This window comes from Methanosarcina sp. (assembly GCF_035390745.1).
In the GTDB taxonomy this organism is placed as follows: Archaea; Halobacteriota; Methanosarcinia; order Methanosarcinales; family Methanosarcinaceae; genus Methanosarcina.
The window spans coordinates 70909-85640 of record NZ_DAOOUJ010000001.1; the positions used below are offsets into that span (position 1 = coordinate 70909).

Sequence of the window (14732 nt, forward strand, 5' to 3'; positions counted from 1 at the left end):
CATGGGCCTTGATACAATAATCGTAGCGTTCTTTGTGATGGGGACGGTTCTGGTTGTTGCAGGTACCCTGACAATGGGGACTAACAATCTTGTTGAGTCCTCTTATCACGGATACGTTTCAGCTCATCAAACAATGATGGATCGGCTTCAGACCAGTACTGAAATCCAGAAAATATCGTTTAATGTCTCGACAAATCATACCAGCTTTACAGTTGCAAATACAGGTGAAACCAAATTAAGCGGCTTCGAGCTATGGGATGTAATTCTGGTAAAAAATGGCCAGGTGTCCTATCTGAACGAATCTCAATATAACATAACACCCGGCACGGATATCATGAATCCCGGGATTCTGGACCCTCACGAAAGTATTAATATTGAACTATTAACCGATCTTGCATCCAATGAAAGTTTTATTGTAAAGATTGTTACTGAAAATGGTATCGTCTCTTCCGCAGAGCACGTGGCAGGTGAGTAATATGGGGGAAAAAGAGGAAAAAAAGAATATTATCTCAAGCGGTAATGATGAAATTGATAAAAAGTTAGGTGAGGGTATCCCATTAGGTTCCCTTGTGCTCATTGAAGGTGAAAACGATACTGGGAAGAGTGTTCTCTGCCAGCAACTTACATTTGGCGGATTGAACCAGCTTCATAAGATAGCATACTATTCAACCGAGAATACCATTAAAAGCATGCTGGCTCAAATGGACAGCCTGAGCCTCGATATCTCGGATTTTTACAGCTGGGGATATTTCAGGATTTTTCCGGTTCACCTTGAAGGTGTTGAGTGGACTTCTGAACAGATGAAAGGTACCCTGCATCTCATGACAACTCACATTAAAAGTATCCGGGAAAAAGTCATTTTTATCGACTCTCTCACAATGTTTACTACTTATTCTGGTGAAGATAATATCCTTGAATTCCTCACAAGTTTGAAAAATTTATGTGACAAGGGATACACGATTTTCATTACTCTGCATCAGCATGCATTTAAAGAAGACACTCTTGTCAGAATACGGTCAGCATGTGACTGCCACCTGTTCCTGAGAAAAGAACAGCTTACAGACCGCTACATCAGCGTTATGGAAGTCTCAAAAATAAGAGGCGCCAAGAAAAGCACAGGTAATATAGTAAGTTTTGAAGTTCAGCCTGGGTTCGGTTTAAAGATAATTCCAATATCACAGGCCAAAGTATAAGAAAATTTGAACATAACTTAGCCGCGCATGAGGTTGACATGGATAGCGTTGAAGAAAAGTTAAGCAGTGAAGACGGTCATGCACTTAACGCAGGAGTATTCACAAACTTTCCGTTTAAGCCGAAAAAATATGACGGGCATGACCATTCAAATCTGAAAACATGTAACCTTTACAAGCTCCTCCCTCCGGAAATGAAGGAGGAAGTTGAAAAAAACCTTCATCTTCTGGAGTACCTTCATATCCTGCCCATAGATACGATGGGTATACCCAGATATGTCCCCAAGCTGGAGTCCAAGCACGGCGATATAGAGGATGCAAATCTGATCTACAAGGTCAACGACCAGATCTATGTCCACATTTATCCCAACAAAAACGACGTAAGGAATTTCTATATTCCCATTGAGCCCATACTTCTTACCGGAGTTGGGGGTCTCATTAAAGAACTGGAAATAAAGCTTGTAGACCACCTGACCGGGATTGAATTTGATCCTGAAAATCTGGAGGAAAAAGAAAGGATACTTAGAGAATCCCTGGATGCCGTCTGCATAATTGGAAAAAAAAGTTCGGTTGCCAGTTCTGCTTCCGGAACCGCTTCTGGAGTCAAAAAACTGCTGGGTTCCAGGATTATCCCTGCCAAGGAAGATCCTGATAAAAATCATATATATGTAACAAAAGAGCAGTATGAAGCTCTGAAATACTCGGTTATAAGGGATAAAATAGGAGTGGGTTTCCTTGACCCTTACATAAATGACAACAAAATTGAAGATATTACCTGCAATGGTCTCGGGCCTATCTTTATTGAACACAAGGTGTTCAAGGGCCTCAGGAGTGTCATAGAATTCAACGACAGTGATGCTCTCAATCACTACATTGTCAGGCTTGCAGAAAGGATCGGAAAACCCATTACTTTCAAAAATCCTATCGTAGACTCTACACTCCCGGACGGGTCAAGAATTAACATTGTTTTTGGGGACGATATCAGCAAAAACGGGAGTAATTTCACCATACGTAAATTCGCTGATATTCCGTTCAGTATTCTTCAGGTCATAAAAGGAGGAAGCCTGGATTACAGAATGGCAGCTTACCTGTGGATCCTTATCGGTGAAGGAATGAGCGGTTTCATATGTGGAGAAACTGCCAGCGGTAAGACGACCACATTGAACGGAATTACAGCATTTATAAATCCCGAGGCAAAACTGGTTTCAATAGAAGACACTCCCGAACTGCAGATCCCCCACAAAAACTGGACCCGAGAAACAACAAGAGGCAGTACAAGGGGTTCAGGAACCGGAGAAGGAAGTGGTTCGGATGTTACAATGTTCGACCTTCTCAAAGCTGCATTGAGGCAGAGGCCAAACTACATCCTCGTGGGAGAAATCCGAGGAGTTGAAGGTAATGTCGCATTCCAGGCCATGCAGACCGGCCACCCAGTCATGTCAACGTTCCACGCAGCAACTGTTGAGAAATTGATCCAGAGGCTTACTGCTGATCCTATAAACATTCCTAAAACGTATGTGGATAACCTCAACTTTGTTATTATCCAGTCTGCGGTAAGGAGACCTGACGGTAAGCTTGTAAGAAGAGTTCTCAGTATAAATGAGGTTCTCGGCTTCAACCCGGATAAAGGAGGAATTTCATTTATTGAAGCATTTTCCTGGGATCCGGTTACTGATACCCATGTATTCAGTGCTATGGGAAGTTCGTATATCCTTGAGAATAAAATCGCCACAAGGCTTGGAATTCCAGGCAAGAAAAAGAAAGTAATTTATGATGAGATTGAAAAGCGGGCAAAAATCCTGGAAAGGCTGAACGAGGAAGGGATCACAAATTACTGGGAGTTTTTTAACACAATAGCAAAGATTACAAAGTCCGGTATGCTGAGGATTCAGTTCTAAATGGTGGTTTAAATGGGTGTCAACGCGATAAAAAACATTTTTAGCAAAAAAGCTGATTCAGGATCCATTTTAGACCAGCTTTATGTCAAATATCAGGACTACCAGAAAGAACTCTATATGAGCAACGATATGCTTTTTGCTCTTACTTATATGGCTTCAATCTCGACTGCCAACCTCACAAGAGACAAAATATTCTCAAGCATATCTGAAAAGAAAGAATACTGTCCGAGCAAATATTTTAATCTGATTAGAGAACTGGCTCAACACTGGCATTATGATTACGCCAATGCCTGTGAACTCATATCCACAAAAGTAAAGAATGACAGGATGAGGGCACTTCTCAACAGGTTATCAAACGCCATTGCGGCAGGGGAACCTGATGGTGAATTTCTCAAGAAGGAATGGATATTATTCAAAACAAAAAGAAAAGATGAGTTCGAGAGGGACCTCGACACCACAAAAGAATGGTCAAACGCATATACAGCTTTGCTTGTCTCCACATCCCTCGTAGCTATTATTATATTGCTCTCAGTGATTTTGTACAACGTTGGGGACCCGGCTGATACGCTTTATTCCACAATGGTTATCATATTTTTTATGGCTTTCTTTGGGGTAGGTCTACTTTACAGGTGTTCTCCAAAAGATACTAAAGTCCATAGTTTAAGTGTAAAATCAAAAGAGCAAACATTCGTTTATAAATGGGCTCCTCTTACGCTTGTTCTGGCCGTCCTGTCCGTTATAGTGTTAACTATTCTGCCGGCTTTTACCGGGTTTGCTGAGGATTTCTTTATTGACATTAAAGGGGTCGGAATGATTATTGCAGGAGTTATCATGATTCCTGTAGGGCTTGAGGCAAAAAGAGATATTGAAAAAGTTAACAAAAGAGATGAAAGTTATACGACTTTCATACGAAGCCTCGGATCCATTATAAGCGGTTCCGGTCTGACAGTCCCAAAAGCCCTTCTGAAGATTGACCCCAAGAACCTTGGGGAGCTTAAGGATATGAGCCAGGAACTTTACAAGAAACTGGCATCCGGGCTGGACCCTGCACTTTGCTGGGGGAGGTTTGTCGGAGAAACGGGCAGCTACTTAATCTACAAATTTACAAGTGTCTTTGTAGATGCCGTTAATTTCGGGGGTAATGCGGAAGTAGTAGGTGAGCTTGTAAGCTCGTCCAATCTTGAACTGGTCCTTTTGAGGATGAAAAGGGAACGCATATCCAAAGCATTTTCCAGTCTTGTCATACCTCTCCATGTGGCTATGGTTGGTCTTCTACTCTTCATAGGCCAGATCCTGACGATCTTTACTAACATCGTAACTTCTCTCTTTGCCCAGTTTGAAATAAGCGGTTCCGAACTTGAGGGTATACCCGGAGGCATGGGAGGTATGAATATGGGCATATTCGGGGGGGTTCCTGTCGAACTTCTGGGGCAATTTGTCGTGATAGTTACTATCATTCTAACGATTGCTAACCTGCTTGCAATCGTTGCCGTGAAAGGCGGGCCTACGTACCTGGCAATCTATTATGGCACATTTATGTTCATACTTTCGGGAATACTGATGATTGTAGTCCCTCCACTGGTGGAGATGGCCTTTTCATTCGATGGAGTACTTGAAGGTCTTTCAGGAGGCATGTAAATATGGATTTAATCACCATATACAAAGAGAACTTTACTATCTTCATAGGTATTTTTGTAGCTCTGGCTGTAATGGGAACAACGTCTCTATATGACAGATATAAAAGCAAAGGTGGAGCCTCATTTGACTTTAAGGAACTTAAACTTTTTTCGGGCTCAGGTCCGAAAATAACAGCTATTGGCTCTAAGTGCTTGAAGCAGTTTTCTGAGTTCTGCAAAAAACCTGGCAGTTTCATCCAGAAAAAATCTAGCTCAGCTCAGAAAAAATCCGGTTTGATTCAGAGTAATTCAGTTAGTAATTACCTTGAACAGCTTGAAGCAGTGCTCCTGAAAGTAAAAGATGCTGTTCAGAAGCTCTTTGTTAGTATCCGCGGTAAAATGTCATCTCTTTCATCCTCTTTACCTCGCAAGAATATAGATAATAAGGAAAAATTTGTTCCTTTATCTGATAGCCAGAAAGAGGATCTAAAGTCCGGTGTAACTGATAAAGTCAACAGTCTTGACAAAGTAGTTGAATCCAAAAAAGACGAGTTAGATTTTGACGACGACCTCCTGACTAAAATGTCTAGTTCAAATGCTTTAACAGGCAGCAGTCCTGAGCTTAAGACTGTAGAACCGCCTGCTGGCGAGATATCTTCAGATCTGGATATGTCGTTTGATAATGATTTCAAGCTGGATGAAAATGAATTTGCGATTAAAGTTGAAGGACTGGATAATGAACCGGCACCTGAAAATAACTTCGCGTTTAGTGAAAACACTGCTGAGATAAAGTTCGGCGACGAAAAAGACAATTTATTGGATTCGCTGAAGAAAGATATTGTGGTTAAGAAAGAGAAAAAGATCAACTTCATGGATAATATGCAGGGGGAAAACCTGGACGTGAAGCTGATTAAATCCGATCTTGAAGGCGTCCTCACAGAGTTAAATAAATATAAACAGTATCACAAATCGTAACTGATTGTGCAGATAAAATTTTAATCACAGTCGACAAAGACTCATAATAAAAATAGAAAAAGTTTTAATGTTTGAATAAACATTTATAATTACTATTAAATGTAAATTGTAGAATAACAGATAAAATGAGTGATGAAAAATGGTAGATGCAAAATACATCGGGCTTATTGTTTTAGCAGTGTTTTCAGGATCTATGCTGGTTTACACATGGCTGTCCCTCTATAACAGGTATGATCCCAGTGTGGTGTTCTATGCGGCGCTTCTGATCCTGTCCTTCTCTCTGATGCTGGTAAGAGCTAAGACAACCCAAATTAATTAAAATACATTATGAGGATTTCAAAAGACCTGATATGCAAAAAAATATTCCAGTAAATACTTGCAGAGTTGCAGGTTAATCGAAATCCTTATCTTCCTTCTAAAATCAAGAAAATATAAGCGTCTCCGCAGGCTGTCTGACAGACCATAAAAAGAAACTTGAAAGCAGGAAAAAACAGTAAAAAGAAAGAAAAGAAATCACAGTCATTATTTGCCTGTTTTTTCCCTTCTTTTTTCTCGGAAAAATTTACCTTACGATTACAACCACTGCGCCTTTTACATCAAGCACGTCGACCTCGCGGCCTCCGGAAATGACTTCTTTCCGGATTTCAACGGCTTCAGGCTCGAGTTCTATTTTTTCTCCGTTTACAGTAACGGTTATCTTGCCTGAAGCTGCCTGAGCCTCGACTGCTGCAGGATCTTCTGCTTTGAGGGCTTTTACAACGGCTCCAGCCTCTTTTCTGAAGCGCGGTCCAAGAAGGCCCATATTGGGTTTAACTTCCACAGGCACGTACTCAAATGAAGGAGCTCCTTCCATAAGCTCAACCTCGGAGTTTGTAGCCCCTGCAATATCTCCGGTATCGATCTCTGCATTGTAGATCTCTATTTTCTTCAGGGGAGCATTGAGAGCCATTCCAAGGTCTGACTTGTATCTGCGGACCTCTCCTGTGATATCTTTGATCATTTCGCCTGCGGCTTCGGCTTCTTCGCTTATCAGGCTTTCATTGACAGCAGGCCAGGCCTGGGTGTGCACACTCGCATCATCGAACCTTGAGTACATCTCTTCTGCAAAGAAAGGTATGAATGGAGCCAGCAAAAGGGAAAGGGTTCTGGTCGTTGTATAAAGCACATACTGGGCTGCTTTCCTTCCTTCCTTATCTTCACCGTAGAGCCTTCCTTTTACAAGTTCCAGATAGTTGTCTGCAAGGACTTCCCAGGCAAAGCCCCGGATAGCCTTGAAAGTAGAATCGAACTGATAAGCATCCAGCTCCTTTGTAGTGGTTTCTATAAGCCTGTTAAGCTTGCTAAGGAGCCACCTGTCAATGGTATAGAGAGAATCAAGAGGGAAGTTTTCGGCATCTTCAGGCTCAAAGTCCTTCAGGTGGGACATTGAGAATCTGTATATGCTCCACATCTTCTGCAGGAAACGTGATGCTGAGACCACATCTTTCCAGCGGAACATCACATCAGAACCAGTGGAACCTCCAACAGCGCCCCACTGCCTGAAAGCATCGGCACTGTACTGTGTGGTCACTTCTTCGGGAGAGATAACGTTTCCGAGGGACTTGCTCATCTTATGTCCGTCGGGTCCAAGGACCATTCCATTGATAACTATGGAGTCCCAGGGTCTCTTCCCTTCAAGTGCCAGGCTTCTCAGAATGGTGTAGAAAGCCCAGGTCCTTATGATGTCATGCCCCTGAGGGCGGATCTGTGCAGGCAGGCGGAGGTCGTGTTCGCTTTCCCAGCCGCTGACATGTAATGCCGTAATAGAAGAGTCCATCCAGGTATCCAAGACATCGGTTTCGGGTTCGAATTCAGTTGAACCGCAGGCACAGGCTTTCTTTGGTGCATTTTCGTTCGGGTCAATCGGGAGCCAGCTTTCTTCGGCAATCATGACTTCGCCGCACTTCTTGCAGTACCAGATCGGGATCGGGGTTGCAAAGATCCTCTGCCTGGAGATGCACCAGTCCCATTCCATAGTGCCTGTCCAGTTCTGGAGCCTGACTTTCATGTATTCAGGATACCATTTAATCTCATCTGCGGCTTTCAGGATGTCTTCATGGTTGATTTTTACGAACCACTGGGGCTCGGAAAGGATTTCTATAGGGGTATCGCAGCGCCAGCAGAGCCCGACATTCTGCTCAAGAGGCTTCTGGTCATAGAGGAAGCCTGCGGCTTTAAGGTCGGAAATGACAGCCTGCCTGCATTCGGGAATGCTCATGCCTTCATACTTGCCTGCAGCTTTTGTCATCTTGCCCTGCTTGTCGATGGCTTTTACGAGAGGTAATCCGTACTTAACCCACCAGCGCACGTCCTGCTTGTCTCCGAAAGTACAGATCATCACAGCGCCTGTACCGAATTCGGGTTCAACAGCTTCGTCAGCAATCAGTTTCACTTTCTGTCCGAAAATTGGCACTGTAATTTCTTTGCCTATATACTGGCTGTAGCGTTCATCTTTGGGGTTAACTGCAACTGCAACACAGGCTGCCATCAATTCCGGCCTGGTGGTTGCGATGTTTACCTTGTCGAAGTGGACAAAATTAAGTTTTGTCTGCCCCTGGTCATACTCAACTTCCGCAAAAGCAATGGCAGTTTCACAGCGGGGGCACCAGTTTACAGGGTGGTCTTCGTGGTAAATATGCCCGCCGTTGTACATCCTGACAAAGGACTTCTGTGTCTTTACGAAGTATGAGGGCTCCATGGTGACGAATTCGTTGCTCCAGTCCACTGAGAATCCCAGGCGCAGCATTGTCTGGCGCATCTTGTCAATGTTTCCTGCAGTAAGTTCTCTGCACATCCTGCGGAATTCGGCTCTCGGGACCTGGTTTTTCGTAATCCCGTGGATTTCTTCAACCTTGACTTCGGTTGGCAGGCCGTGGCAGTCCCAGCCCTGGGGAAACATCACGTTATATCCGCGCATGCGTTTGTACCTGGCGACAAAGTCGATGTAACACCAGTTGAGCGCGTTTCCGATATGGAAATTACCTGTAGGATATGGAGGTGGGGTATCAATAATATACTGGGGGCGGGTATCTTCTCCCCAGTTAAAGTGGTACATGGAGAGGTTCCATTTCTCCATCCACTTTTTCTCAACCTCATTTGCATTATATTCTTTTGGAATTTCTGATTCTGTCATAAAGACACTCCGTGATTGAGAAATGAGTGTAAGAATTTCTTTGGTTTTAGAGTGCTTGCGATTATTTAAATATATCTGGTTTAGAACAAAATGTTAATTTCTTACTGTTCAACGATTGTCAGGAATATAAATCTGTTATAAATCTGTTTTTTGTTGATCGCATTTCTTTATCCGAAAACCGACTTACAGGCTATCAAAAGGAGTCAGCTAATATCAATCAGGCTACCGGATTGATATTTGTTTGTGGGCTCTATCCTGCAGCCCTTCTAGGCTGTAATCCTCCGACTTTGAGCAATAAAAACAGATCTTTCAGTTTTACTTGATAACTTAAATTTCAAAAGGCGCTATTCAGTAGTGGAATTCTTTATGAAAGGAAAAAATGTTTTAAATCAGTATGTGTAACGTTTATTGAATTGAATCTCTTATTATGCTTTTCAGAATATGGTTGCTAATCAATTTATGGACGATATAACCAGATAAACGGTGGAAAATTTATGTGCTTGTAAATAGTTAGTTTGGCTCAGTTGTCTTTCTCATTATATCTATCATTTCATCAGGCCTGAAAGGTTTTACTATGAAACCCATAGCACCTGTTTTCATTGACTCTGTTATTACGGCCTGCTGACCAGGAGAAGAACACATTATCATTTCTTCGCCTTCTCATGTACTGTGTTTTTCCTTTTATGCATATCTCCAGGCATCCCGGATATGCATGGCATTCATTCCAAGGCTCTGAGGTGGATAGATATCATTTTCGGGCGTATCTCCGATAGACAGCACTTCCCGGGGTTCAAGCCCGAGACCGTCGAGAGCCATTCTGAAGAGCCGGGTGTCAGGCTTCTTGATACGGTGGTCAGAAGACATAATTACGAAATTAAATCTGTCGTACAGTCCCAGGAAGCGGAGCTCCTGTTCCGTAAATACTCTCTGAGCATTGGAAACAATACATTTGGGAATGTTTCTGTATTTCTCAAGCAGGCGGAGGCTCTGCGGGTAAGCTTCCAATTTCTTTAAAGATGCAGTTCTGAAGACCTTGGCCGTTTCAATTCCAAGCCAGTAGGGATCGATTTCTCTAAAAGCGTTTTCTGCACAGATCTCGGCAAAGATCTCTTCTATGCGGATATCAGGGTGCTGCTGGCCTGAATTCCCAAGCCTGCCTATAACTTTCCACCTGTACTCTTCTCTGAGCCGGTCGGGTTCTATCCTTACCCCCTGATAGAGTAACCATTTGCTTACTCTCTCGTTTGTCTCCTGGCTTTTTTCGTCAGTTTTGATATCAATAAGGGTTTTGTAGCAGTCAAAAATTAAGCCTTTGATTTTTCCGTTCTGGAGCATAAAGCGTCCTCTTTTGTTTTTTATCTCTGAGTTTTTTGGGTCTTTTCTATGTCTATCTTCTATCAATCTAGATATTTATTTTTTAATATATAGATATTTCGCAAATACTCATGTTGGATCTAAATCTAAATATATAGTTCCTCATGACTATATATCTTCCTCCTGTAATTCTGAAAATAAGGCGAGGTTGAAGGTAAAATCTGGGACATTGTACAGAGATTCCGGAGTAGGGCCTTGCGTCAGAAAATACCGGTCTGCTGTGGTCTGGTGGGATCCGTCTGTCCGAAGAAAAGAGCTGAAAGGCATCGCCTGAGAATTCGGCAGATGCTTATGAAAAAAAAAGGTGCGCTGGATTATTGATTGCGGGATAAAATACCCAAAAATGGGTTGCCCTTCATTTTTAAAAATCTGCCCGTTTTTTTGGAATCAATCCGTTATCCCGTAATGTTTCCAGGCTTCTTGAATGGTCATTGCCTGCATCCCGAGCTTTCTGGCTGGAAGTATCTCGTTTTCGTAAGAGTCTCCAAGGGACATAACACATTTGGGCTCAAGCTCAAGTTCCATCCTTTTTAGCGCGGTCATAAAAAGCCTGAGGTCAGGTTTTTTGTACCCAAAGTCGGATGAGAATATAACAAAATCAAAGTAGTCATAAAGCCCGAGGAACCTGAGTTCAAGTTCGGAAAAGACTCTCTGCCCGTTGGAGATTATGCACTTGGGTATATTTATGCAGTGCTCTATCAGCTTTATGCTCTGAGGGAAGGGGCGGAGTTTCCGGATAGAAGCCGCCCGAAAGACCCTTGAAGTCTCAATTCCCAGGCTTTTTTCTTCTATTTTCCAGATCGCGTTTTCCCGGCAGATCTCGGCAAAGATTTCCTCAACCTTTACTTCGGGGTATATCTCCCTTGAGTCCTCCATCCTTTCTTTGACCTTAAACATATATGTGTCCCAGAGCTTTTCCGGCTTTATCTTTACGCCATGATAGGCAAGCCATGCGCTTACGGTCTCATAAGTCTCGATTGTGTGTTCGTCGGTATGGATATCGATAAGCGTCTGGTAGCAGTCAAAAATAACTCCCTTTATCTGACAGCTCTCAAATGTATCTTCCCCTGCTACTGAAGGATCGCCCAGAAAGGTGACAGTTCCCTCACCTGAATCAGATTCATTATTTGCTGAAATGTTCTTGCCTCCCATATCCCCTTAATAATTGTTTTCGATCTCCTTAATTTTACCTTCTGTCTTCTATTTTGTCTCCGATCTTAAAGTTTTCTTATTACCTTAATTCCCTCTATTTATTGCACCTAAACATTCACGTGCTTCTCTTATCAGGTAATTCCTGTACTCGCTCTGGTGAAGCCTTGCAGAACGGAGCAGCCCTATACTCATGAAAAAAGGCAAAACTCTGGTAATGCGGTAAAAGTCCTTTTCTCCGCGGCTGTATTCCCAGAGGAAGTTCCCTATATACGGCTCGGCTTTCCAGCCTCCTCCTTTGCGTAATTCGAATTCATTCTTAAGTTCTGCAGTAAGGATTCCCAGGTCTCTTACAGGATGTGCCTCTAACCAGGAACTCTCAAAATCAATAGCATAGGGCTTTCCTTTGCAGAAAATATAATTTGAAGGAGTAACGTCCCTGTGGACCATACAGCCGTGCTCACGGTCAAGCCAGGAACTGTGCCACCATTCTCCAAGGAGTTTGTTAAAAGTCTCTCTCGTGCTGTAATCAAGTTTAAGGTGGTCCATGACTTCGTGAAAATTTCTGAATTCGTTTTCTTTGTTATAAGAAGACTGTGTGTTTTCATGCAGCTTCCTCAGCATATGGGCAACTGCAGCCAGTTTTGCATACAGGTCCTCTTCGCGTTTAAGGTACCAGCCCAGGGATTTTCCGGGTATGTGTTCGGTTACAAGGACACAGTTAAAATCTTTCCTTACTGCCAGGGGCTTTGCAACATCTATTATCGAAGCTGCTTTTTTCAGGTTTCGGTACTCGTTCATCATGCCTTTATAGGGATTGTAAGCTTTCAGCTTCCCTGTGGGTTCGGCAAAAAATTTTGCCATTACGCTGAAATGTTCTCCTTTAAACTGATACCTGCAGACAGTATGAGAGGAATTGTACTTAAAAACGTTTACACAGCACTGTTTGTTGCGAATCCTGTTTCCGACAACCTCTTCTACAAGCCAGTCCCTGAACGGGTCTCCAGGGTACAGAGTATTGACATGGCGATTTGCCACTTCAAATCAACCCCATTTTTCCAGAAATAACCTCAACAATATTTTGCTTCATAGTTTATCTCTTTACTTAAGCGGCTGTATCTCCTATTTAATCGGCTGTGAATCCAAATTTTGACAGTATTGCTGATAATAATCATGAAATTTAGTACGGCAACGAAATTAGACATCTGTCAGAATCTCATGAAATTTAGATATTCCTGAAACCCGGCTCTTAAAAAACCAGTGTAATAAAAGGCAGTTATACTCGAAACCCTGTAATAATCAACATAACCAGTTACAGGATTTGATTTTATGGCTTTGAATCTTCAACGCTGTCAACAGTATACTATAACCCGTGTATCTTATATTATTATTGGTGTTTCAATAAGGAGTTTTATCCTCATCTTTCAAAATCAGGTCCGCCAACATCGGCTGTGTTATTGTATCCTCGCTCCTCCCAGTAACCTCTGTAAGGTGAGTCTCTGAGTTCGATCCTTAATATCCATTTTGCCCATTTATACCCGTACTTATCCTCAGCCACAAGCTGAAGGGGAAATCCTCTTTCAGGCGGCAGGGTAACATCGTTCAGTCTGTATGCGAGTATGATGTCTTTTTCCAGCAAATAGTCTTTAGTTTGATAAGGACAAAATTACAATCCTCCAATCCATGCAACGTCATTCGCTGCACTGAGTCTTTCTTGTCCCGCTCGACGGAGGAGAGCGATCTTTCCCGTAATAAATAAGAAGAAAAAAGAAAGCTAAAATTAATCGCCAGAAAGTCAAAAGATGAATGAAGCGATAAAAACCAGCTAAGAGCTAAAAAACTAACAATTAAAAAAAACTGACATGAAAGGGCTAAATGAAACGGGATTTAACTGTATTATTTAACCGCACCAGAGGGTAAAAGAAGGTTTTCTCAGGCTAAACGGAGTGTTTTTGACGATATTCAGTTTAACATAGGAAAGTCAGAAGTAAAAATAAAGAAGAACCCGGAAAGCTGCAGATGGAAGAGAAAAGCTAAAAAAGTAAGCCTGAATTATTTTCAGGCTTCATCATATCCTATTTCTTCTTTTGTAAGGTAGCATGCAGGGTCGTCTGCCCAGACGTTTCCGTATACGGCTTCGGCTCTTACTCTAAAGTTTCCGTTGCAGACATCAAACCATTTGCATTTTGCACAACGGTCTCCGTGTGCCTGGATAAGGGGCTTTCTGTTCTTGAGCCCTGCCATGAGTTCATCCCCGAGGTCGGTCCAGATCTCGCTGAAAGGCCTTTCCCGCACGTTTCCGAAGGAATAGTGCCTCCAGAACTGGTCTGCGTGAACCGAACCGTCCCAGGACACGCATCCTATCCCTATTCCTGAAGAATTGCCCTGGTTCATGGAAAGAAGCTCAAAAATCTCGGCAGCCCTTTTCGGGTTTTCGTTCAGCATTTTCAGGTAAATGTAGGGGCCGTCGCAGTGGTTGTCCACGGTAAGGACTTCTGCAGGAAATCCTTTTTCGTGCAGTTTTTTTGTCCTTTCCATAATGAGGTCCACAGCCTGCCTGGACTCTTCAAGGGAGAGGTCTTCGTCCACCATTTTCGAGCCCCTGCCTGCATAGACCAGGTGGTAGAAGCATATCCTCGGGATATTTTCCTGCTCAAGCAGGTCAAAGATAGCAGGGATATCCTTTACATTTTGCCTGTTGATCGTGAAGCGGAGCCCTACTTTTATGCCTTCTTCCTGGCAGTTGTGAAGGCCCCGGAGGGCTGCATCAAAAGCCCCTCTCATGCCCCTGAATTTGTCGTTTGTCTCTCTTATGCCGTCAAGGGAGATTCCTACATAAGAAAGCCCTACCTCTTTTAGCTTTTTTGCAAGAGGCCTGTCTATGAGGGTCCCGTTTGTAGAAATAACTGCTCTCATCCCTTTTTCGCGCGCATAGGCTGTAAGTTCGGGCAGGTCTTTCCGCATTGTGGGCTCGCCACCCGAGAAGAGCATAACCGGAGAGCCAAAGGCTGCAAGGTCATCAATAAGGGCTTTTCCCTCTTCTGTAGAGAGCTCGTTTTTAAACTCCTCATCTTTTGCCTGAGCATAACAGTGGACACATTTCAGGTTGCAGCGGTGTGTCATGTTCCAGACTACAACCGGCTTTTTATCTTTTGAAAACTGCAGAAGGTGAGAGGGAAGCCTCTTAGAGTCCCTCCCATAACGAAGGGCGTCAGAAGGCTCCACGACTCCGCAGTAAAGTTTTGAAATGCCTATCATGTAGATCCGTCAAAATTGAGATTGTTTTCCAGAAGTATTAAGTATTGTTTTATTAAGTATTGTTTTTTGAACCGGCTTTAAGGCTGTGAACCGGCTTTAG

13 protein-coding genes are annotated in these 14732 nt (G+C 43.0%); 6 read left to right on the forward strand and 7 right to left on the reverse strand.

The features are described 5' to 3' along the window. Position 1: 1 nt before the first annotated feature. From PLL47_RS00340 to PLL47_RS00365, 6 genes are all read left to right on the forward strand, one after another. Positions 2 to 475, forward strand: a complete 474-nt coding sequence (locus tag PLL47_RS00340; RefSeq protein WP_324443513.1) for a flagellar protein FlaF — start codon at positions 2 to 4, stop codon at positions 473 to 475. 1 nt (position 476) lies between these two features. Continuing rightward, complete coding sequence (arlH, locus tag PLL47_RS00345; RefSeq protein WP_324443515.1) at positions 477 to 1193, forward strand: archaellum protein ArlH; 717 nt, start codon at positions 477 to 479, stop codon at positions 1191 to 1193. A gap of 38 nt (positions 1194 to 1231) precedes the next feature. Continuing rightward, the gene (gene flaI / locus PLL47_RS00350; RefSeq protein ID WP_324443517.1) at positions 1232 to 3088 is read left to right on the forward strand and encodes an archaellum flagellar ATPase motor FlaI; all 1857 of its coding nucleotides are present in this window, start codon (positions 1232 to 1234) and stop codon (positions 3086 to 3088) included. A gap of 12 nt (positions 3089 to 3100) precedes the next feature. Further along, positions 3101 to 4726 (forward strand): archaellar assembly protein ArlJ/FlaJ, encoded by a 1626-nt coding sequence (arlJ, locus tag PLL47_RS00355; protein ID WP_324443518.1) that lies wholly within the window; start codon positions 3101 to 3103, stop codon positions 4724 to 4726. Positions 4727 to 4728: 2 nt separating this feature from the next. Beyond that, positions 4729 to 5679 carry a hypothetical protein gene (locus tag PLL47_RS00360; protein WP_324443520.1) on the forward strand — a complete coding sequence of 317 codons (951 nt, stop codon included), beginning with the start codon at positions 4729 to 4731 and terminating at the stop codon, positions 5677 to 5679. Between the two features lie 139 nt (positions 5680 to 5818). Beyond that, positions 5819 to 5998 carry a hypothetical protein gene (locus PLL47_RS00365; RefSeq protein ID WP_324443522.1) on the forward strand — a complete coding sequence of 60 codons (180 nt, stop codon included), beginning with the start codon at positions 5819 to 5821 and terminating at the stop codon, positions 5996 to 5998. Positions 5999 to 6241: 243 nt separating this feature from the next. On the opposite strand, the gene PLL47_RS00370 is transcribed toward PLL47_RS00365, so the two are convergent. The 7 genes from PLL47_RS00370 to ahbC form a co-directional block, all read right to left on the reverse strand. Then, complete coding sequence (locus PLL47_RS00370) at positions 6242 to 8851, reverse strand: valine--tRNA ligase (RefSeq protein ID WP_324443525.1); 2610 nt, start codon at positions 8849 to 8851, stop codon at positions 6242 to 6244. Between the two features lie 510 nt (positions 8852 to 9361). Next, positions 9362 to 9499 (reverse strand): response regulator, encoded by a 138-nt coding sequence (locus PLL47_RS00375; protein ID WP_324443527.1) that lies wholly within the window; start codon positions 9497 to 9499, stop codon positions 9362 to 9364. 33 nt (positions 9500 to 9532) lie between these two features. Continuing rightward, positions 9533 to 10186 (reverse strand): HAD family hydrolase, encoded by a 654-nt coding sequence (locus PLL47_RS00380; RefSeq protein ID WP_324443529.1) that lies wholly within the window; start codon positions 10184 to 10186, stop codon positions 9533 to 9535. Positions 10187 to 10612: 426 nt separating this feature from the next. After that, on the reverse strand, positions 10613 to 11377 hold the full coding sequence (locus PLL47_RS00385) for an HAD family hydrolase (RefSeq protein WP_324443531.1): 765 nt from the start codon (positions 11375 to 11377) through the stop codon (positions 10613 to 10615). An 84-nt stretch (positions 11378 to 11461) separates the two neighbouring features. Further along, on the reverse strand, positions 11462 to 12412 hold the full coding sequence (locus tag PLL47_RS00390; protein ID WP_324443533.1) for a phosphotransferase: 951 nt from the start codon (positions 12410 to 12412) through the stop codon (positions 11462 to 11464). A gap of 379 nt (positions 12413 to 12791) precedes the next feature. Next, complete coding sequence (locus tag PLL47_RS00395; RefSeq protein WP_324443535.1) at positions 12792 to 13013, reverse strand: molybdopterin-dependent oxidoreductase; 222 nt, start codon at positions 13011 to 13013, stop codon at positions 12792 to 12794. Between the two features lie 419 nt (positions 13014 to 13432). After that, on the reverse strand, positions 13433 to 14632 hold the full coding sequence (gene ahbC, locus PLL47_RS00400) for a 12,18-didecarboxysiroheme deacetylase (protein ID WP_324443537.1): 1200 nt from the start codon (positions 14630 to 14632) through the stop codon (positions 13433 to 13435). Positions 14633 to 14732 lie beyond the last annotated feature (100 nt).